Raw genomic sequence first — 20,182 nt, forward strand, 5'->3', positions numbered from 1 at the left:
TAGAGGCTATCACGAGAGCTCTTGACGGCTCCTCCCGCATTGCGTTACAACTTATAACGAACGTGAAAGCGAGTAACTCACACGGGACGCAGTGGAGGTCGTCATGAACGCCGAAGGACTCGTCGAGGTCGTACTGCCGGGCAAGGTGGAGCCGGAAGGGCTGGAGATCCGGCACGGAGCCGTCCCCGCCGCGGGTCCCGGCCAGGTCGTGATCCGGATGGAGGCGACCGGGGTCTCCTTCGCCGAACAGCAGATGCGCCGCGGCCGGTACTACGACCAGCCCGCGTTCCCGTTCGTGCCCGGCTATGACCTGGTCGGCACGGTCCTCGCGACCGGCGAGGGGGTCAGGCCGGGCCTGGTCGGCACCCGGGTGGCCGCGTTGCTCAAGGTCGGCGGCTGGGCCAGCCACGTGCTCGTCGACGCGGCGGACGTGGTGCCGGTGCCCGACGGGATCGGCGCGGCGGAGGCCGAGACCGTGGTGGTCAACGGCATCACCGCCTGGCAGATGCTGCACCGCAGGGCACGGGTCCGCGCGGGGCAGACCGTCCTCGTGCACGGCGCCAACGGTGGCGTCGGCTCGGTCCTGGTCCAGCTCGCCCGGGCCGCGGGTGTGAAGGTGATCGGCACCGCGTCCGCCCGCCACCACGACGCCCTGCGGGAACAGGGCGTGACACCCGTCGACTACCGCACCGAGGACGTCGCCGTGCGGGTCCGCGAACTCGCACCCGGCGGGGTGGACGCCGTCTTCGACCACATCGGCGGGCGCAGCGCGATCGACTCCTGGCACCTCCTCGCGCCCGGCGGCACGCTCGTCTCGTACGGAAGTGCCTCCACCCGGGACGACGAGGGGTCCAAGCAGTGGCCCGTGTTCAAGCTGCTGGGCCGGGTGTGGCTGTGGAACGCGCTGCCCAACCGCCGCCGCGCCTATTTCTTCAACGTCTGGGCCGGGCGGGCCCTGGCCAAGGACCGGTTCCGGGCCCGGTTGAACGCCGACCTCACCCAGGTCTTCGCGGCCCTGCAGCGCGGTGACGTCAAGGCTCAGATCGCCGCCCAACTGCCGCTCACCCGCATCGCGGACGCTCTGCGGCTGGCCGAATCCGGCACCGTCGCCGGAAAGGTCGTAGTGAACCCCTAGCACGTCCTTCCGCAGCCGCAGCCGCAGCCGCTGAACGCACGCACGCTCTTCTCCCCACTGCCAGGCCCCTACCCGAGACGCGAGGAACTGCCATGACGGCCATCCACACCACCACGAGGCGCCACCGGGCGCGGCTGCTCGTTCCCGCGGCGATCGCAGCCCTGGCCTTCGCCGCCATGACCACCGCCGCGGACACCTCACCCGCCACCGCGGCCGATCGGACGGTCGCCGCCCAGGACCACCAGGGGGCCGCGAAGAAGCCGAAGGGGATGCTCGACGCATGGCTCCGGCTCTGGAACGGCGATTTCGCCCAGGCGTCCGGCATCATCTCTTCCGACTTCCGGGTCCACGCCGCCCTCATGGACGGCGGTGACGGCAGCTCCATCCGAGGCGTCGACGGCCTGGTGGCCTGGATCGGCCAGACCCGCGCGGCGTTCCCGGACCTCCGCTTCACCACGGAGGTCGCCCCTCTGGTCGACGGCCACCACGCATCCTTGCGCTGGACGGCCACCGGCACCTATGCCGGCGGTTTCCCCGGTGCCAGAGCCGAGCCGGGGACCGTGGTCACCTTCACCGGGACCGACACACTCCGTATGCGGAACGGCAAGTTCGTGGAGTACTGGGTCAACACCGACACCCTGCTGTTGCTCACCCAGCTCAAGGTGCTCTGAACCGCGCCCCCGAGCCATCGCCGGCCTCCTCCGCCCCAGGTGCGAGGAGGCCGACGGCGTGCCGCAGGGGCAAAGTGCCGCGGTCAGTCGTACGGAGACCTTAGAGGTCGCCGTCGACAATGCCAGGTCTGCGGACCACCAGCCGTGTCACCTGGAACGACATCTCGGAGACGCCTTCGACGGGAGGCGGGTGGTAACGCCCGGCGCAGACCGACAGGTTGACGATGAGGTAGGCGTGCCAGCCCCTTCCCACGCCGCGCCGGTCGGCGTATGCGCGGGTGCCGTTCACCCACCACACGACGGATTGGGCACCGAACTCGACGCGCAGGTCCAGCCAGGCACCCGGCTGGACTGCTTCGTCACGGTAGTACCGGTGGCCCCCGCGCACGTGGTTGTTGAGTTCCAGCAGGTCGGGATTGTCGGGGTGGTACTCGAAGACGTCGATCTCCTGGTCTCCGTCCCGCCACGTCCAGATGGCCGGCCAGGCCCCGGTCGTCACGGGAAGTCTCACCCGGGTCTCCAGCACATCGCCCGTACGTACGAGGAAGCCGTCGTCACTGCCTTCGGTCGTCACGAGGCCCGCGTTCCACAGGCCGTCCGGCCGCCGGGTGGCGCGGAACGTGCCTGTGCGGCAGTAGTGGGGGTCGTCGACCAGGTGGTCGAGCTTGTCGTCGTCCGGGTTGACGGGGCCGCCGTCGGGATAGGCCCAGGAATGCCCTGCGACCCACTGCCGCGGCGAGGTGAAATTCGCGGTGAACACGACGTCGGACACGCGCGGGCTCCTTGCCGAGGGCTTTCGCGTACGGCATGTGTTCTCCCCCGCGCGTGGAGGCACATGCGCCGCTCGCGTCGACCGGCCGGGAAACAACTCTTCGGAGTGAACCGGGTGTGAGCCTGCACGTCGCCTCCGTCGACTTGTCGCCGAAAGCGGGAGAAGGTCATCTTTGGGTGGCGGGGGTCCGGTCGGCCGGAGCCCGCGACCTGTTTCTTTGACAGGCTTGGCATCGTCGACATCTACGAAGGCGGGCGCGACGACATGGGGACCGTTCTCAAGGGCCTGCAACGCGTCCGGTGGGGCGACTTGGGAGCCGCCAGGGGAGCGACAGCCCGCGCAATTCCCGCTCTGCTGGCCAAGGCGGCGTGGGCCGACGAGGAAACAGCGAGTACAGCGGTGGACGAACTCGCAGATCTCATCCTCGAACTCGGCTTCGTCGTCCAGGAGGCGACCGCGCCCACGGTCCCGTTCCTGATCGAGCTGGCAGGCGCCCCCGACGTGGCAGGCAAGGCCGACGTGCTCGCACTCCTGCTCGGAGTCTTCAACGGACGCCAGTGGAGCGCCGCAGCAGAAGCGGCCTCTGCCAAGTGCGCCGGCAACTACGCGGAGCAGGTGGGATGGGAAGCGGCATCGCAGCAGGCGGTAAAGGCCGGACAAGCGGTCTTCAAGGAACTGGCCGGCTCCGCAGGCCCTCAGGTCGCAGAAGTCGCCACCGAACTCCTGCGGACCATCGCGGTGGACGCGGCACAGCGAACGGCCATCAACCCCGACGGGCCGTGAACGCCGGGCAAGGCCGTTCGGTGCGGGGCGACGGCGCCGTGGCGGAGTCCGTCGGACGGGAGGCGCACCACCGTTTGAGCTCCGGCGTCCCGGCCGGGCTGGTCATGTGAGGCACAGATGCCGCCCATGGCGCGGACGTCACACAGGTCCTGCACCCGCTGACCGCAGACGGCCTCGATGATGCCCTCTCGGGTCTCGAAGCGGCGGTGGAACATGCCGACTCCGACTCCGACCCATGCCCGGCGGGCGATCTCCTCGACGCGGACGTCCGCCTCACCGGACGGCCTGGGTCTCCTGCTGTACCGGGCAACGGTGGGTGGCCGAGCCCGGGACACAGTCATACCGCTGGTGTGTTCGCAGCCATCCGCCGTGACCGGAGGCTTGAGCTGTGCATCGCCGACCCGTGCAGCACCTGAGTCACTTCACCGACGAAGAAGACGAATCCGTAGGGCCCGCACACCCTCCCGGCCGCCCCGGTCGGCGTCAGCCAACACACCAACACCTTCTCCCGCGGATGCTCAGCCGGCCGCAGCCTCCTGCTGCGGCTCGGGCGCAGCGGACTCCGAGGTGGCCGCCGCGGTGTAGAAGACGGACGTGCCCTGCTTGCTGCGCTGAGCGTGGCTCTTGGCCACCAGTCCTTCGAGGGTGGTGCGCACAACCGTGGTCTTCACGCTGCGGTCGGGGTGGGCCTGCGTGAGCGCGGTGGCGATCTCGGCGGCGGAGCGCGGTTCGCTCTGCTTCTCCAGGTGGCCGCGGATCAGGTCGACGAGGGTCGGCTTGGCGGCCGTCTTGTCGGACACCTTCACGGGTGCGGCCTCGGCGGCGGGCTTCTTGGACGCCGTCTTCTTCGAGCTCGCGGCGACCGCCGCCTTCTTGGGCTTGCTCTGCTTGGGCTCGGGGGAGGCCTGGTGAGGCACGGACGGTGCGGCCGTGGTGGTGTCCGCCTCGACGACGGGGCCCACGGTGCCGAGAGCCTGCTGCATGTTCACGAGCACGCCGTGGTCGTGCTGCAGGGCACCCAACTGCTCCTGCAGGGCTTCGATCTCCGCACTGATGCGTTCCTGCTCCTTGGCATTGCGCTCAAGGTCGCTCGTCACCTGGGCGATGTACTGCGACGTCAGCTCTGTGGCCTGAGCTTTGGTTTCAGACATGACATGGGCCTTTCTACGGTCCGCGGGTACGACTGTGAAAGTCGGAACCCTGTACGCGAACGGATGGAAGTGGGTGTCCCGTCTGAGATGACCGGATCACCCGCAGGACACAACTACGGGAACAACTGCCGCAGCCTGCGGCATTCTAGAGATAGTACGCACGAGAAGAACCGGATGTTCCTGTCGAGTGATGTCTCGTTCTCTCTTTCCGGGGTGAGCGGCTGACGGACATGGGGGCATGTGACGCATGAGTTGACTGGTGCGCGGTCACTTACGAACTGCCGTACAGCCCATCTGACCTGGGGAGACAGGTCTCAGGTGACTTCGTCGGCATCCCACTGGTACTGCCGGGGAGCGAGTGAGTGAGATGTCACCAGCCGGTCGAGAAGACTCATGCCAGGAATGCGATCAGGAGTACGGCCACCGCACCCGTGCTCGATGTCCGCGGACTGCCTGCTCGTACGCAGGACGCAGGGCCCTGGCGATCGCCTCCAGGTTGCCGGGCAGGGGGCCGCCGCGCCGTCAACCGGCCCTGAAACACCTGCCGTCGGGCAGGAGCACCGGTGGCGCGGCAGTCGGGAGCGCGGTCACTGCTGCCTATGGCGGTAGTGACGAGGAAGGTGTGCCCTGTGAGTCCCACGCCGCCACTCCGGGGTGCTGCCTCCTTCGCCTCCGCGTCCCCCGCAGGGCCTGCCCGGACTTCCGGAAAGAGCACAGACAAAGAGCACAGACAAAGAGCGCAGGCAGGGGGCGCCACGCGCGGCGGACAACGTACTCTCGCCCCGGACCGCTCAGCGGATGTCACCGTGTTCGAAGAAACACATCGGCGGAAGTGGCCCGGTTCACATGGCGTGACAGCGGTGTCGCCGACAGCATGGTCCTCGTCACCGGCAGGCCGAAGGGATCCAGGATGTTCCGCAAGGTGCTGGTCGCCAACCGCGGCGAGATTGCGATTCGCGCATTCCGCGCTGGCTATGAACTGGGCGCGCGAACCGTGGCCGTCTTCCCTCACGAGGACCGCAACTCGCTGCACCGGCTGAAGGCCGACGAGGCCTACGAGATCGGAGAGCCCGGGCACCCCGTACGGGCCTATCTCTCCGTGGAGGAGATCGTCCGCGCCGCGCGCCGGGCGGGTGCGGACGCCGTCTACCCGGGCTACGGCTTCCTGTCCGAGAATCCGGAGCTGGCGCGCGCCTGCGAGCAGGCGGGCATCACGTTCGTCGGACCGGATGCCGCCACGCTTGAACTGACGGGGAACAAGGCCCGCGCGGTGGCGGCCGCGAGGGCGGCCGGCGTGCCGGTACTCGGCTCCTCGGCGCCCTCCACCGATGTCGACGAACTCGTCCGTGCCGCCGAGGACGTCGGTTTCCCCGTGTTCGTCAAGGCCGTCGCAGGCGGCGGAGGGCGCGGCATGCGACGGGTCGAGGACCCGGCCACGCTGCGCGAGTCCATCGAGGCGGCCTCCCGCGAGGCGGCGTCGGCGTTCGGTGACCCCACCGTCTTCCTGGAGAAGGCTGTCATCGATCCGCGCCACATCGAGGTGCAGATCCTCGCCGACGAGCAGGGCAACGTCATCCACCTGTTCGAGCGTGACTGCTCGGTGCAGCGCCGCCACCAGAAGGTGATCGAGCTGGCGCCCGCGCCCAACCTCGATCCGGCGCTACGGGACCGGATGTGCGCCGACGCGGTGCGCTTCGCCCGTGAGATCGGCTACCGCAACGCGGGCACCGTGGAGTTCCTCCTCGACCGGGACGGCAACCACGTCTTCATCGAGATGAACCCGCGCATCCAGGTGGAGCACACGGTGACCGAGGAGGTCACCGACGTCGACCTGGTGCAGGCCCAGCTGCGCATCGCCGCGGGCGAGTCGCTGGCGGATCTCGGACTCTCCCAGGAGACGGTCACCCTGCGCGGTGCCGCTCTGCAGTGCCGTATCACCACCGAGGATCCGGCCAACGGCTTCCGCCCCGACACCGGCCGTATCAGCGCCTACCGCTCGCCGGGCGGCTCGGGCATCCGCCTGGACGGCGGCACCACCCACGCCGGTACGGAGATCAGCGCGCACTTCGACTCGATGCTCGTCAAACTCACCTGCCGGGGCCGGGACTTCAAAGCCGCGACCGGCCGGGCCCGGCGTGCCCTGGCCGAGTTCCGCATCCGCGGCGTCGCCACGAACATCCCGTTCCTCCAAGCCGTGCTGGACGACCCCGACTTCCAGGCCGGGCGGGTCACGACGTCGTTCATCGAACAGCGGCCGCACCTGCTCACCGCCCGCCACTCCGCCGACCGCGGCACCAAGCTGCTCACCTACCTCGCCGATGTCACCGTGAACAAGCCCCACGGCGAACGCCCCGCGCTGATCGACCCGGTCACCAAGCTGTCGCCGGGGCCCGCCGGCGAGCCGCCCGCGGGTTCCCGGCAGCGCCTCGTGGAGCTCGGCCCGGAAGAGTTCGCCCGCCGACTGCGCCAGTCGCCGACCATCGGCGTCACCGACACCACCTTCCGCGACGCCCACCAGTCCCTGCTCGCCACCCGGGTACGCACCAAGGACCTCCTCGCCGTCGCCCCGGTCGTGGCCCGCACCCTGCCCGAGCTGCTGTCCCTGGAATGCTGGGGCGGCGCCACCTACGACGTCGCTCTGCGCTTCCTCGCCGAGGACCCCTGGGAGCGCCTGGCCGCCCTGCGCGAGGCCGTGCCCAACATCTGCCTGCAGATGCTGCTGCGCGGCCGTAACACCGTCGGCTACACCCCCTACCCGACCGAGGTGACCGACGCCTTCGTCCAGGAGGCCGCGGCGACCGGCATCGACATCTTCCGGATCTTCGACGCGCTCAACGACGTGGGCCAGATGCGGCCGGCCATCGAGGCCGTACGGGAAACCGGCACGGCGATCGCCGAGGTCGCCCTGTGCTACACCTCCGACCTGTCCGACCCGTCGGAACGGCTGTACACCCTGGACTACTACCTCCGCCTCGCCGAGCAGATCGTGGCCGCCGGAGCGCACGTCCTGGCCGTCAAGGACATGGCCGGGCTGCTGCGGGCACCCGCCGCGGCCACCCTCGTGTCGGCGCTGCGCCGCGAGTTCGACCTGCCCGTGCATCTGCACACCCACGACACCGCGGGCGGCCAGCTCGCCACCTACCTCGCCGCGATCCAGGCCGGCGCCGACGCGGTGGACGGGGCGGTCGCCTCCATGGCGGGCACCACCTCCCAGCCGTCGCTGTCGGCGATCGTCGCCGCCACCGACTACTCCGACCGTCCCACCGGCCTGGACCTGGGGGCCGTCGGTGACCTGGAGCCGTACTGGGAGAGCGTCCGCAGGATCTACGCGCCCTTCGAGGCGGGCCTGGCCTCGCCGACCGGACGTGTCTACCACCACGAGATCCCGGGCGGCCAGCTGTCCAACCTGCGCACCCAGGCGGTCGCCCTCGGTCTCGGCGACCGCTTCGAGGAGATCGAGGCCATGTACGCCGCCGCCGACCGCATCCTGGGGCATCTGGTCAAGGTCACCCCCTCCTCCAAGGTCGTCGGTGACCTCGCCCTGCACCTGGTCGGCGCCGGGGTGGCACCGGAGGACTTCGAGGCGACACCGGACAGGTTCGACATCCCCGACTCCGTCATCGGCTTCCTGCGCGGCGAACTGGGCACCCCGCCCGGCGGCTGGCCGGAGCCCTTCCGTACCAAGGCGCTCCAAGGCCGTACAGAGGCCAAGCCCGTGCAGGAGCTGACCACCGAGGACCGTACGGGCCTGGAGAAGACCCGGCGCTCGACACTCAACCGGCTGCTGTTCCCCGGCCCGACACGCGACTTCGAGGCCCACCGCCAGGCATACGGCGACACCAGCGTGCTGGACAGCAAGGACTTCTTCTACGGACTGCGGCCCGCCAAGGAGTACGCCGTCGACCTTGAACCCGGCGTGCGGCTCCTCATCGAGCTCCAGGCCATCGGTGAGGCGGACGAACGCGGCATGCGCACCGTGATGTCCTCCCTGAACGGCCAGATGCGGCCGATCCAGGTCCGGGACAACGCCGCGGCATCCGACGTACCGGTGACCGAGAAGGCCGACCGGACCAACCCCGGGCATGTGGCGGCGCCGTTCGCCGGTGTGGTGACGCTCGCGGTCGCCGAGGGTGACGAGGTCGAGGCCGGTGCGACCGTGGCCACCATCGAGGCGATGAAGATGGAGGCCTCCATCACCGCCCCGAAGGCCGGCCGGGTCACCAGGCTCGCCATCAACCGCATTCAGCAGGTGGAAGGCGGTGACCTGCTCATCGAGGTGGGCTGAGCCCGCTTGACGGGGACGAGACCCGGCCCCGCCCCCAACGGTGAACGGGGGGCGGGGCCGGGCCGGGCGCCAGCCGCTACGGCCTGGCCCCTGATCGCACCCATGCGGAGATGGGCGACCGCGCCCGGTTGTCGGTCAGGGGGCTCTGTCCGCTGACGAGCCAGGTGTCATCAGCGGACGATGGACACCCCATTCCTGGTCGGTGCGGTGGATGAACGACTCCAGCGTCTCTCCGGGCGTGAAGGCACGCCGGTATCCGCCCGCGCTCCAGTCGGCGGGCCGCAGGCCACGCAAGGTGTCCAGCAGGGTCCCCGGTTCCGGACCGAACAGCGGGCGGGCGTCTGTCGGGTTGCCCAGCCAGGAAGTGCCGGACACACCGCGGGACTCGGGACTCATGGTCGGAGTCTGTCAGCCGTGGGCCTCGGGCTGCCATGGAGCGCGGCTTTGCGAACGACCGCCCATGACGGCGCCGCTCGTACCCGCGGTGTGCGGGTACGAGCGGCGTCATGTGCGTGAGGCGTCCGGGCGCGGTGTCACATGGTGCCGCGCCTGATACGACGCAGGAGCACCAGGCCCGCTATCACGAGAACCCCTCCGGCCGTGGCCGGCCACAGGTTCGTACCGGTGTCGGCCAGATCGCCCGTGACGGCTTGCGGTTGGGTCTGTGACTGTCCCTGCGCCTGTTCCTGTCCCTGCGCCTGTTCCTGCGACGTGGGCTGTGCCGTCGCCTGAGCGGACGAAGCGTCCCCGCCCGCGGCCGGCGTCTGCGCGCGGTGCGTCGCTTCGCTGCCGAGGGCGTCGTCCGTGTCACCCTGCGGTGCGGCGGCCGCGTCGCTTCCCGCCGCCGAGGGCGACGTGTCCGCCTTGGGTACGACGTAACCGTCGCCGGTGGCCGCGCCGCCGCCCGCCGGTTCGGTGCCCTGCGTACTGGCCGGGGGCTGCGGAGTCTGCGTATCCGCGGGGGTGCCGGGTTCCGTCGCTTCGTCGCCACCGGACGAGGCACTGGGACTCGCCGTCGGCTCGTCCTGCGACGGCTCACCTGCACCGCCGCCGTTGCCACCGCCGCCGCCGTTACCGTCGTCCGCACCGCCGTTACCGTCGTCGGCACCGCCACCAGCACCGCCACCGTCACCAGCACCGTCATCGGCGCCGTCGCCGCACTGGCGGCCGGTGTTGATGCAGTCCACCATCTCCCGCATGAGGGATGCGTCGAAGACGTTGATGAAGTCGTCGTGGTCGGTGATCGCCTTGTGCACCTGCTCGGGGAACCCGTCCACGGCGTACGGGTTCTTCACCTGACCGTTCTCGATGGTCGGCTGCGGAACGTCGTAGACCAGCCGCATCGTCAGCTGCGGAATCGCCTTGAAGCCGCCTGAGCAGTTGCCGTCGGCGCCGGCGAAGGCCACGTGGGTGCGGTGGTTGGCGCTGTCGATGTTCTGACCGTCCCAGCAGCTCTGGAAGGCGAACGTCCGTGTCACGCTGCTGCCCTGGGGACAGATCGGGTACTTGTCCGTCAGCTGCACCTTGTCCTCGAAGCCGGTGCAGCTCCAGTGGGCGTTGGCGTTCGCCGGACCGTTGGTGAATGCCTTGGCGTCACCGGTGATGATGCGCAGGAACGTCGGCATCTCGACGACCTTGCTCTGCGGGTTCCCGACGAACTCGATCTGCGCCTGCTTGGCCTGCAGAACCTTCCCGACGTTGCCCTCAAGACCACCACCGTTCTTGTCGGCGTCGAACTCCTGCGTACCGTCCTGCAGTCGGAGCACCGGCCAGTAGTACGTGGACTTGTCGCCCTGGTTCTGGCACGTGGTCTCGGCGTTGGCGAAATCGTCGTTGCTGGCGAACGCGTCGTTCGACTGGTTGCCGACGTAGTCGTGCAGGTGGTGGGCGCCGTTGGAGACGCCGGGTGCGACGATCACGTTGTCGGTGTTGAACTTCTTGTTGGCGTTCACACCACACGAACTGGTGAACGTGCCGGTCGAGGCGTTGCCGCTGTCGCTCGGCTTCTGCTGCACGTTCGGCTGGACCGAGGTGATGTCCACGAAGTCCGCGGCTACGGGACCGCCGGCGCCGTTCGCGTTGCCGCCCTGCTGGCCGTTGTTCTGGTCACCGTTGCCGTTGCCATTGCCGTTCTGCTGCTGGCCGTTGTCGTTCTGGCCGTCGGCGCCGTTCTGGCCCTGGTTGGCGGGGACAGCGGTGCAGGTGTCGAGACCGTCGAGCGAATCCGGTTCCTGGGCACCCGCGTTCTTGAAGTCGATCCCGATGCGGTCGATGACCGCGCCCCGCTTCTCTTTGAGCGGGCCGAGAACCGAGTTCTCGACGAAGTTCGCGTCCTGCGCCTGCGCCTGCTGCGCCGAGGTCAGCCGCGCATACGCTTCGGAGATCTGCTGGTCGAGGAGAGCGAGTTCCTTGTCGACTTCCGCCTTCGCTTGTTGCGGCACCTCCGTGAGTCGGCTGCCCACGTCCGGGCAGTCGATCGTGGCGGCTCCCGAGGCCCAGGCCTCGTTACCGCCGGGCGTATCGCCCGAGCCGCCTTCGGTGGCTGACGCGTAGACGTTCACCGCTACCAGCCCTCCTCCGCCCAGTATCAGTGCGGCTGCGGCAAAAGTCGCACGCCGTGCACCCGTTGGGCGTCTGCGTGTGTTGCGTCTCACGTGTGTACTCCTACGCCTCGTGCCAGGGCAGGCATGGAAATCCCCCGCCCTATACGCAGTTGAGCCCGGCCGCGTTCAAGCGCCTCACAAATTCACAGCAGCCTCATATCGGAGCTCCGGTCGATCACAGCTTCAGGGCCGCGTGAGCTCGCTCTCCGGCCCAAATCCGCCCAGCGGTCTACGGGTGCTTCCGGCGGCGGAACCGGGCCGGAACCGTCACCTGCGTACGCGCCCGGCACCGCAGCCGCATCCGCACAGACGCGCCGCGCCAGCCTCGACGCGGTACAAACTGCAAGACAAACTGCAACACAAGCAGCAGTACAAACCGTAGTACAAACCGCAACGAGAGCCGGACGCCCCGGCATGGCGGGAATGCTGCGGCCAGGGTCGCTGTTACACCACACAGCTGACATGCGCGAGTCAAGATCTCGTGATGTGGGCGGAAGGAGGACCTCATGGCACGCAGCAGTGCACGTCCCGTGGTCACGCTGAAGTCGACCGCCGGGACCGGCGTCACCTACGTGACGCGCAAGAACCGTCGAAACGATCCCGACCGGCTGGTACTGCGCAAGTACGACCCGGTGGCGGGGGAGCACGTTCCGTTCCGGGAGGAACGCTGAGTCGTGCCCGGTGTCACCGGGCGGGCAGTCGTAAGGAAGGAAATCCCATGAGGTCTCGTATTCACCCCGAATCCCGGCCGGTCGTCTTCCGTGACCGGGCTGCGGATGTCGCGTTTCTGACCCGTTCGACCGCGGACTCGTCCAAGACGATCGAGTGGGAGGACGGCAGTACCTACCCGCTGATCGATGTCGAGGTCTCGTCGGCGAGCCATCCGTTCTACACCGGGACCTCCCGGGTCGTGGACAGTGCCGGTCGCGTGGAGCGCTTCGAGCGCCGCTACGGCCGTGCGGCCTCGACTCGGGGCTGACCGAGGCCCGGCGCCCAGCAGGAGGAGAGCAGAGTCATGAAGGTGCGCAAGTCCTTGCGTTCGCTGAAGTCCAAGCCCGGGGCCCAGGTGGTCCGTCGGCGTGGCGTGGTGTTCGTCGTGAACAGGAAGAACCCGCGCTTCAAGGCCCGCCAGGGCTGACCGCAGATCCGGGGCAGAGGTAGCAGGAGCGGACGGGCCCGGTTCACGCCACAGGTGCGTGGACCGGGCCCGTCCGCCTGTACGGAGCGACACCGCCTCGTGGTCGAGGACATGGGCCGGCGCTCGACCGATCTCCGCCGCCCGCATCGAGTGAGCGTCTACGGACCCCTCTCCTGCTCGATGAGGTTGGTACTCGATGAGGTCGGCAGCAGTCGAAAAGAAGTTCTCTCGCGCTCATGTCCGATCATCGAGTGTCAGCCTCGGAGATACTCCGCCGACGCCCCGGGCGTACGCATACGGTGCGGTCGCGCGGGGGGACGGGTATCGCAGGTCCTCCCGCAGGGCTGACAACCAAGGGGAGGCCGCTATGGCGAGTGTGGAAGTGTCACTGAAGGAAATGATGACCGCGGTCGAGGGGGCGCTGGGGGCGGCCGTCGTCGACTACACCAGCGGCATGGCGCTGGGCACGCTGGGCGGGGGCAAGGACCTGGACCTCACGATCGCCGCCGCCGGCAATACGGATGTCGTCCGTGCGAAGGTGCGCACCATGGAGCAACTGGGTCTCAAGAGCCGGATCGAGGACATCCTCATCACCCTCGGATCTCAGTACCACATCATCCGGCTGGTCACCGGACGCAACGGCAACGGCCTGTTCCTCTACCTCGTGCTCGACAAGGCGCGGTCGAACCTGGCGATGGCTCGCCATCAACTCAAGCGCGTCGAGGAGCAGTTGGAGATCTAGGCCGACCGGAGTCCTGGCCCGACGTGTGCCCATGATGTGAAGACTTCTTCAAGTCACCACATCAGCATGATCCCAATTAGGGGATGTGCGTGGCCGCGGGCGAGAAGGATCGGTACCGACGGACACATCCCGCGGCGGCGCCTTCCGGGCGTCGCCGCACCGTGCAGACCATCCCCATGTGGCAGGGAGCGAGTACCGATGCGGGTCCCCCTCTACCAGGCCAAGGCGGAGTTCTTCCGCATGCTCGGGCACCCCGTGCGCATCAGGGTCCTGGAACTGCTGCAGCATGGCCCCGTCCCGGTGCGGGACCTGCTCGCCGACATCGACATCGAGCCGTCCAGCCTGTCGCAGCAACTGGCCGTCCTGCGCCGTTCCGGCATCGTGGTGTCCATCCGGGAAGGCTCCACCGTCAGCTACGCGCTGGCCGGCGGTGACGTCGCGGAACTCCTGCGCGCGGCCCGCCGCATCCTCACCGAACTGCTGGCCGGGCAGAACGAGCTGCTGGTCGAACTACGGCAGGACGACACGTCTTTGCCGCCGGTGCCGTCCAACGGCTGAAGGCCGCCGTGCGCGCGGTCAGGTGCGGACGACCGTTCCCTTCGGGCGCCTCGGCCCAGGCCACACCCGGACCGTGGGACTTCGGCGCGAGCGGTCGCCCGACGGCGTAGTGCGCCGAGAATGCCGCAACAGGCTCCTCGGCGCACGACGACTCCGTCGGAGACGCAACCGCCAGACACAGTCGGCCGACGGGCGGCAGCGACCGGAGGTTCCGGTCTGCGGGGCTACGGGTGCAGCACCACCTTGGTGTAGCCCTCGATCCGCTTGTCGAACTTGTCGTAGGCGGACGGCGCCTGATCCAGGGTCAGTTCGTGGGAGACGACGAAGCTGGGCTTCGCCCTGTCCTCGATGATCATGTCGCGCAGGTACCGGTTGTAGCGCTTCACGTTGCACTGTCCCGTACCCATCCGCAGGCCCTTCTCGAAGAGCTTGCCGATGGAGACGAGGAGCATGCCCTGTTTGGCCTGCTCGTCCGGGCCTCCGGGGTCGGCCGGGACATAGAGGCCGGGCACGCCCAGCGCTCCGGTGGCCCGGACCGTGCCGACGAGCGAGTTCAGGACGGTTGCCGGTTCCTCGTGGTCCGTGCCGTGCGCCGTCGCCTGGTAACCGACGGCGTCGACGCCCTTGTCCGTGCCGATGCCCTCGGTCTGCTCCTTGATCTGCTCAACCGGGTTGCCCTCGGCGAAGTTGATCGGAACCGCGCCTATCTCCTCGGCCTTCTGCAGCCGTTCGGGGACCCGGTCCACGACGAACACCTTCTTCGCGCCGCGCAGCATGGCCGAGTAGGCGGCCATGAGTCCGACCGGCCCTCCGCCGTACACGGCGACGCTCTCGCCGGGGCGTACCTGGGCGAGCTCACAGCCGTGGTAGCCGGTGGGGAAAATGTCGGCGAGCAATATGAAATCGCTTTCGTGCTCGTTTCCCGGCGGCAGCTTCAGGCAGTTGAAGTCGGCGAAGGGTACGCGTAGGTGTTCGGCCTGGCCGCCCTTCCAGGGGCCCATGGCGACGTAGCCATAAGCGCCGCCGGCGAAACCGGGATTGACGGTCAGGCAGTATCCGGTGAATCCATCGACGCAGTTGGTGCAGAACCCGCAGGCGACATTGAAGGGCATGACCACGCGGTCGCCCTCCTTGAGCGAGGTGACGCCCTGGCCGAGTTCCTCGATGATTCCCATGTTCTCGTGGCCGAAGACGATGCCGGGCTCGGCAGCGGTGCGGCCCTCGTACATGTGCAGATCGGAGCCGCATATCGCGGTGGAGGTGATCCGTACGATCACATCGTTCGGATGCTGGATGCTGGGCTTTTCAACGTCTTCGACCGCAACAGTGAACGGTCCCTTGTAAACGACGGCCTTCATGGCGGCTACCTCCGCTCGTCGGAGCCTGGATGCGATTGCCACGCCCCCGCCCGCATTCTCCGCGTGACCCATCTCTCATGATTCTCCGGCCTGCTCGATTGGACAAGCCGGTAATCTCGTGATGAATGACTGCACCCGCGTCATACCAAGGAATTCTGAAGGAGGGCAAAAGTGTCAGCGCAACGACTGGGAACCCTGCTTGTCCCCGTACCAGGGCTTTCCGGCACCACCTACCCGCCGGGAACGACCGTGACTGTCCGCGGTCGAGGCGCGACTGTCGACGCCTTCGTCAACGGCGACTGGCTTCCTTTGTCTTGGTGGGAATTCTCCGACGGCCTCCGTGAGGACATCGCCGACCGCTGACGCCGTACCCGCCACCCTTTCGTGAAGCCCTCGTTCGAGGGGGCTTCACGCCGGTGGCCCACGCGCAACCGGGCGAGCCTGTTGAATCGGCTGATCGCCGCGCGTGAGGTCCGTGTTCCAGCAGGGCTTCCTACCGCTGTCGCCCGATATGATGCGATTTGTGATCACATCCGGGCGGCTGCGGCGCCGTCGCTTCCTCGGCGGCCGTTGGGAAGCTGCCCCGCTGTCCCCGGTGATCCTTACCCTCCTCATCGCGGGTCTGGCGTTCTCCACCCCGAGAGAGATCGCCATCAGTCGCCTGCTGCCCGCCGCCCCGGCCCTCGCCGCCGCGATGTGGCCCGTGCTTCCCACGATCCTGCTGGGGGCGTTCTGCCTGCTGGTCATGATCGGGCTCAGCTTCGTCTACATCGACCTGGGGACGCAGTACACGGCGGCCGCGATCGTCGCGGTCACCTTGGCGGCCGCCTACGCAAGCCATGTCCGACTGCAGCGGGAGGAGACTCTCTTCCACGTCCGGCTCGTCGCCGACACGGCCCAGAGGGTGCTGCTGCGCCCCCTGCCCCGTCGCATCGACGACGTCGAGATCGAGTCGCTGTATCTGGCGGCCCAGGAACAGGCACGGATCGGCGGTGACTTCTATGAGGCGGCCGGCACACCGTACGGGGTCAGGCTGCTCATCGGGGACGTACGCGGTAAGGGCCTGTCCGCGGTGGGGGCGGCCTCGGCGGTGATCAGCTGTTTCAGGGAGGCCGCGTACGACGAGCCCGACCTGACGGGTGTCGCTCATCGCCTGGAGACCAGCATCATCCGCCACAGCGCCGCGTATCCGGCCCAGGACCTGCAGGAGCGCTTTGCCACCGCTCTCCTCGCCGAGATTCCGCACGGCGGCGGCCACGTCAGGCTTCTCAACTGCGGGCATCCCTGGCCGCTGCTTGCGCATGGAGGGACCATCCGCGTCCTGGAGCCCACCGCTCCCTCGCCGCCTCTCAACCTCTCGGCGCTCATCGGAGAGCACTACTCCGTCGACACCGTCGCCTTCGCCCCGGGCGACCAGCTGCTGCTCTACACGGACGGCGTATCGGAGACCCGGGACCGCGCCGGCGAGTTCTTCCCGCTGTCGGACTGGATGCGGCGCCAGGGCCCCGAGCCGCCCCGCGAGCTGCTCGACCGGCTTCACCGGGACCTGCTCCGCTACAGCGGCGGAGGGCTCGACGACGACATCGCGGCCCTCGCGGTGAGGCGCCCGAACACCCAGGCCCGGGAGCACCCGGCGTAGCCGGCTGGATTCCGTGGGTGGGACGCGCCGGTCCGCCCGCCCGTGCGCGGAGGCGACCACCGCGTACGCCGGGTGGGGCAGCTCTTGCTCCGCCCGCAACACTGTCACCGGCACATGAGGGGAGAACACCTCACGAGGTCATCAGCTCCCGTACGCGCGGGGCCACCTTCGTACCGAAGAGCTCGATGGTGGTCATGAGCGTCTCGTGCGGCAGACCGTTCATCCCGTACTTGAGGTCGAAGCGGCTGGCGTCGAGCACCCGGAGGGTGGTGGCGATCTTCTGCGCCACGGTTTCCGGTGAACCGACGAACAGCCCACCGTCGGGACCGACATCGTTCATGAACTGCTCGAAGGTCGGGACGTGGAATCCTCGCTGTCGGGCGACTGCGCGGATGGTCTTCTCGTAGTACGGCCAGAACTCCTCCACCGCCTGCTCGTCGGTCGCGGCCACATGCCCCGGACTGTGTACGCCGACCGGCTGGTCCGGCCGCCCGAACTGCTCCAGCGCCTGGCGGAAGAGCTGCGTGAACGGGGCGAACCGCGCCGGTGGGCCGCTGATGATCGCGAGCATCAGCGGGAATCCGTAACGCGCGGCACGGACGACCGACTGAGGATTGCCGCCGACACCGATCCAGGTGGGGATCGCCCCGGACTCGCTGTGCGGATAGACGGGCTGGTCCTTCAGGGCCGGCCGGGTGCTGCCGGACCAGGTGACGGGCTTCTCCTCGCGCAGTTCGGCGAAGAGGCCGACCTTCTCCTCGAAGAGGATGTCGTAGTCGCCCAGGTCGTAGCCGAACAGGGGGAAGGACTCCGTGCTGGAGCCCCTGCCGAGAATCACCTCGGCGCGGCCGTCGGACACGGCGTCGAGCGTCGCGTACCGCTGGTAGACCCGGACGGGATCGTCGGAGCTGATGACGGTGACACCGGATCCGAGCCGTATGCGCGAGGTTCGCGCCGCGATCGCCGCGAGCACCACATCCGCCGCCGAGAGCGGCATCCAGTCCACGTGGTGCTCACCGATGGCGAAGTGGTCGAGACCGACCTTGTCGGCCAGGACACCCTCCGCCACCAGGTTGCGGATCGTCTGGCCGTGCGACAGGGGCCGGCCCTGGGTGTCGTCGGTCACGTCACCGAACGTGTCCAGTCCAAGCGTGATCGGGTGTCCACCCGCGGGGGAGGCGACACGTTCTGTCATCGACGGAGTTCTCATTTCGCATAACGGTCGAGAGGGTGGGGTCAGGTAAGGGGGGAAAGGGTGGGGTCCGGCTCTACGCCCCGCGTCGACGTCGGACGCCGACGCGGGGCATGGGGCAGCGGTGCCTCGTGATGCCTGGCGTCAGTTGGCGCGCAGCGGGGCGAGGGCGTTGCTCCAGGCGACGACCTGGTCGAGGGTCGTGGTGAGGGCTTCGCTGTGCAGGTCGGCGGGCTTGAAGACGCTGAAGTTCTCGAAGTCGGTGAACAGGGAGAGCGCCACCTGGGAGCGGACGTCCGCCATCTGCAGCTCACCGGCGATCAGGCGCAGGTGTTCCACGGCGCGGGTGCCGCCGGTGGAGCCGTAACTGACGAAGCCGACGGACTTGTTGGCCCACTCGGCGGCCAGGAAGTCGATGGCGTTCTTCAGTGCGCCGGGCACCGAGTGGTTGTACTCGGGGGTCACTATGACGAAACCGTCGAACGAAGCGATCTTCGCGGCCCACTCCTGCGTGTGCGGCTGGCTGTACTGACCCATGGCCGGCGGGTAGGCCTCATCCAGCAGCGGCAGCTTGTAGTCCACCAGGTCGACGAGTTCGTACTCCGCGTCGGTCCGGCGGGTGGCCAGCTCGTGCACCCAGTGGGCGACGGCCTCGCCGTTACGTCCGGGGCGCGTGCTGCCGAGAATGATGCCAATCCTTGTCATGTTTTGCACCTTCGCTTGAGCATGTGCTTGTCGAGTCAAGTAAATGTATAGGTGCTTGCCTTGTCAAGGAGATAGGGTGTGACGCATGCCTGACGACGAACAGCCCCTGCGCCCCTTGGACCAGACCGAGGAACTGCTCGTGCGCGCGCTGGCCAACGTGATGATGGCGCTGCCACGACTGGTGGACGCGGACATGGTCCGCGACGGAGGGCTGCCCCTTTCCGAGTACACCCCCCTCATGTTCCTGTCCGAGGCTCCCCACCAGCGGATGCGGATGAGTGAACTCGCCGCCTCCTGCAACCTCTCGCTCAGCGGAATGACCCGCGTCGTCAACCGCCTCGAAAAGCAGGGGCTCATCCAACGGGCCAAGTGCCAGGAAGACCTGCGCGGATGGAACGCCGTCCTCACCGACGAGGGCCTCGCCCGCCTGCGGGAGGCCTGGCCGGCCCACTTGGCCAGCGTCCGACGGCACGTCCTCGACAACCTCGCCGGCCACGACCTCGCCGCCCTCGCCGGTGCGCTCCAGCGCGTGGCGATCACGCCCTGACCCTGCGAACGCCCCGGTCCTGCGAACGCCGTGGCCCTGCGAACGCCCCGGCCCTACGAATGCGCTGACTCTACGAACGCGCTGAACCGTTGAGGTCGCGGTCACCGGGGTGCCCGGGGGAGAGCGCTCGGCGCACGGGCCGGACCGGCTCGGCTCGGGGTGAGACGCCCCGGGCACCCGATGAACCGCAACGGCATCGGCACCCGGGTCCCGAGACCGAGCGACGGCCCGGCGCTCCGGTACGACGTTCGCGAGGCCGGCCGGCGCCGCGCGTCAGTCGAACTGCCCCGGCTGGTAGTCGCCGGCGGGCTGCCGGATGATCACGTTCATGCGGTTGTAGGCGTTGATGAGGGAGATGAGGGACACCAGGGCGGTGAGCTGGTCCTCGTCGTAGTGCTTGGCGGCGTCGGCCCAGGCCTCGTCGGTGACGCCGCCCGCGGCGTCGGCGATACGGGTGCCCTGTTCGGTCAGTTCCAGGGCGGCCCGCTCGGCGTCCGTGAAGACCGTGGCCTCCCGCCAGGCCGCGACCAGGTTGAGGCGCACCGACGTTTCGCCCGCGTGCGTGGCGTCCTTGGTGTGCATGTCGGTGCAGAAGCCACAGCCGTTGATCTGGCTGGCGCGGAGCTTCACCAGCTCCTGTGTCGCGGCCGGCAGGGTCGAGTCCGTCACGACCTTGCCGGCCGAGTTGATGTACTTCGCGAACTTGAGCGCGATGGAGCTGCCGTAGAAGTTGAGACGGGCGTCCATGATGATCTCCTCGCTGTGTTGAGGCTTGCACATGGGTGACGGATCGGTCCGTCGCGATGTGACATGTAGACCAGCCGGAGAGATGTGACGTGCGTCTCTCGCTTGATGTGCCGATGGTGTACGTCGATGACACAGCCGGATGCCCTGGAAGAATTC

The 20,182-nt window shown here is 68.5% G+C and carries 20 protein-coding genes; 12 read left to right on the forward strand and 8 right to left on the reverse strand.

Annotation, left to right across the window (positions count from 1 at the left end):
• The first annotated feature begins 103 nt into the window (after positions 1–103).
• Together RV986_RS49900 and RV986_RS49905 are read left to right on the forward strand one after the other, a co-directional pair.
• The gene (locus RV986_RS49900) at positions 104–1,135 is read left to right on the forward strand and encodes a medium chain dehydrogenase/reductase family protein (protein WP_475923731.1); all 1,032 of its coding nucleotides are present in this window, start codon (positions 104–106) and stop codon (positions 1,133–1,135) included.
• 92 nt (positions 1,136–1,227) lie between these two features.
• Positions 1,228–1,806: an ester cyclase gene (locus RV986_RS49905; RefSeq protein WP_475923732.1), complete on the forward strand. Its 579-nt coding sequence runs from the start codon at positions 1,228–1,230 to the stop codon at positions 1,804–1,806.
• Between the two features lie 100 nt (positions 1,807–1,906).
• Here RV986_RS49905 and RV986_RS49910 read toward each other — a convergent pair whose 3' ends face one another.
• On the reverse strand, positions 1,907–2,578 hold the full coding sequence (locus RV986_RS49910; RefSeq protein ID WP_475923733.1) for a beta-glucanase: 672 nt from the start codon (positions 2,576–2,578) through the stop codon (positions 1,907–1,909).
• A 264-nt stretch (positions 2,579–2,842) separates the two neighbouring features.
• On the opposite strand from RV986_RS49910, the gene RV986_RS49915 reads away from it, so the two are divergent.
• A complete protein-coding gene (locus tag RV986_RS49915; RefSeq protein ID WP_475923734.1) occupies positions 2,843–3,361 on the forward strand; it encodes a hypothetical protein in 519 nt (172 codons plus the stop codon).
• A 518-nt stretch (positions 3,362–3,879) separates the two neighbouring features.
• Here the strand turns inward: RV986_RS49915 and RV986_RS49920 are convergent.
• Positions 3,880–4,512 carry a BlaI/MecI/CopY family transcriptional regulator gene (locus RV986_RS49920; protein ID WP_475923735.1) on the reverse strand — a complete coding sequence of 211 codons (633 nt, stop codon included), beginning with the start codon at positions 4,510–4,512 and terminating at the stop codon, positions 3,880–3,882.
• Between the two features lie 910 nt (positions 4,513–5,422).
• On the opposite strand from RV986_RS49920, the gene RV986_RS49925 reads away from it, so the two are divergent.
• Positions 5,423–8,797 carry a pyruvate carboxylase gene (locus RV986_RS49925; RefSeq protein ID WP_475924698.1) on the forward strand — a complete coding sequence of 1,125 codons (3,375 nt, stop codon included), beginning with the start codon at positions 5,423–5,425 and terminating at the stop codon, positions 8,795–8,797.
• Positions 8,798–8,932: 135 nt separating this feature from the next.
• Here RV986_RS49925 and RV986_RS49930 read toward each other — a convergent pair whose 3' ends face one another.
• Together RV986_RS49930 and RV986_RS49935 are read right to left on the reverse strand one after the other, a co-directional pair.
• Complete coding sequence (locus RV986_RS49930; protein ID WP_475923736.1) at positions 8,933–9,193, reverse strand: hypothetical protein; 261 nt, start codon at positions 9,191–9,193, stop codon at positions 8,933–8,935.
• Positions 9,194–9,330: 137 nt separating this feature from the next.
• Positions 9,331–11,451, reverse strand: a complete 2,121-nt coding sequence (locus RV986_RS49935; protein ID WP_475923737.1) for a DUF1996 domain-containing protein — start codon at positions 11,449–11,451, stop codon at positions 9,331–9,333.
• 455 nt (positions 11,452–11,906) lie between these two features.
• On the opposite strand from RV986_RS49935, the gene rpmG reads away from it, so the two are divergent.
• The 5 genes from rpmG to RV986_RS49960 all read left to right on the forward strand — a co-directional run bounded on the left by rpmG (position 11,907) and on the right by RV986_RS49960 (position 13,838).
• Positions 11,907–12,071, forward strand: coding sequence for a 50S ribosomal protein L33 (gene rpmG, locus RV986_RS49940; protein ID WP_475923738.1), 165 nt, complete (start codon positions 11,907–11,909; stop codon positions 12,069–12,071).
• 47 nt (positions 12,072–12,118) lie between these two features.
• The gene (locus RV986_RS49945) at positions 12,119–12,379 is read left to right on the forward strand and encodes a type B 50S ribosomal protein L31 (RefSeq protein WP_475923739.1); all 261 of its coding nucleotides are present in this window, start codon (positions 12,119–12,121) and stop codon (positions 12,377–12,379) included.
• A gap of 36 nt (positions 12,380–12,415) precedes the next feature.
• Complete coding sequence (ykgO, locus tag RV986_RS49950) at positions 12,416–12,538, forward strand: type B 50S ribosomal protein L36 (RefSeq protein WP_385676707.1); 123 nt, start codon at positions 12,416–12,418, stop codon at positions 12,536–12,538.
• Between the two features lie 367 nt (positions 12,539–12,905).
• On the forward strand, positions 12,906–13,280 hold the full coding sequence (locus RV986_RS49955) for a roadblock/LC7 domain-containing protein (RefSeq protein WP_475923740.1): 375 nt from the start codon (positions 12,906–12,908) through the stop codon (positions 13,278–13,280).
• Between the two features lie 198 nt (positions 13,281–13,478).
• A complete protein-coding gene (locus RV986_RS49960) occupies positions 13,479–13,838 on the forward strand; it encodes an ArsR/SmtB family transcription factor (RefSeq protein WP_475923741.1) in 360 nt (119 codons plus the stop codon).
• A 224-nt stretch (positions 13,839–14,062) separates the two neighbouring features.
• Here the strand turns inward: RV986_RS49960 and RV986_RS49965 are convergent, their stop codons facing one another.
• Entirely contained in the window at positions 14,063–15,196 is a 1,134-nt protein-coding gene (locus RV986_RS49965) for a glutathione-independent formaldehyde dehydrogenase (RefSeq protein ID WP_475923742.1), read from the reverse strand.
• A 171-nt stretch (positions 15,197–15,367) separates the two neighbouring features.
• Between RV986_RS49965 and RV986_RS49970 the strand changes: the two genes are divergently transcribed.
• Together RV986_RS49970 and RV986_RS49975 are read left to right on the forward strand one after the other, a co-directional pair.
• Positions 15,368–15,559 carry a hypothetical protein gene (locus RV986_RS49970; RefSeq protein WP_030190387.1) on the forward strand — a complete coding sequence of 64 codons (192 nt, stop codon included), beginning with the start codon at positions 15,368–15,370 and terminating at the stop codon, positions 15,557–15,559.
• A 151-nt stretch (positions 15,560–15,710) separates the two neighbouring features.
• Positions 15,711–16,835, forward strand: coding sequence for a PP2C family protein-serine/threonine phosphatase (locus tag RV986_RS49975; protein WP_475924699.1), 1,125 nt, complete (start codon positions 15,711–15,713; stop codon positions 16,833–16,835).
• Positions 16,836–16,965: 130 nt separating this feature from the next.
• Here RV986_RS49975 and RV986_RS49980 read toward each other — a convergent pair whose 3' ends face one another.
• Together RV986_RS49980 and RV986_RS49985 are read right to left on the reverse strand one after the other, a co-directional pair.
• Complete coding sequence (locus tag RV986_RS49980) at positions 16,966–18,030, reverse strand: LLM class flavin-dependent oxidoreductase (RefSeq protein WP_475923743.1); 1,065 nt, start codon at positions 18,028–18,030, stop codon at positions 16,966–16,968.
• A 141-nt stretch (positions 18,031–18,171) separates the two neighbouring features.
• Positions 18,172–18,732: an NADPH-dependent FMN reductase gene (locus RV986_RS49985; RefSeq protein WP_475923744.1), complete on the reverse strand. Its 561-nt coding sequence runs from the start codon at positions 18,730–18,732 to the stop codon at positions 18,172–18,174.
• 85 nt (positions 18,733–18,817) lie between these two features.
• On the opposite strand from RV986_RS49985, the gene RV986_RS49990 reads away from it, so the two are divergent.
• The gene (locus tag RV986_RS49990) at positions 18,818–19,279 is read left to right on the forward strand and encodes a MarR family winged helix-turn-helix transcriptional regulator (RefSeq protein ID WP_475923745.1); all 462 of its coding nucleotides are present in this window, start codon (positions 18,818–18,820) and stop codon (positions 19,277–19,279) included.
• 273 nt (positions 19,280–19,552) lie between these two features.
• On the opposite strand, the gene RV986_RS49995 is transcribed toward RV986_RS49990, so the two are convergent.
• Positions 19,553–20,026 carry a carboxymuconolactone decarboxylase family protein gene (locus RV986_RS49995; RefSeq protein WP_475923746.1) on the reverse strand — a complete coding sequence of 158 codons (474 nt, stop codon included), beginning with the start codon at positions 20,024–20,026 and terminating at the stop codon, positions 19,553–19,555.
• Between the last annotated feature and the right edge of the window lie 156 nt (positions 20,027–20,182).

It is taken from the genome of Streptomyces sp. RLA012 (assembly GCF_056270325.1).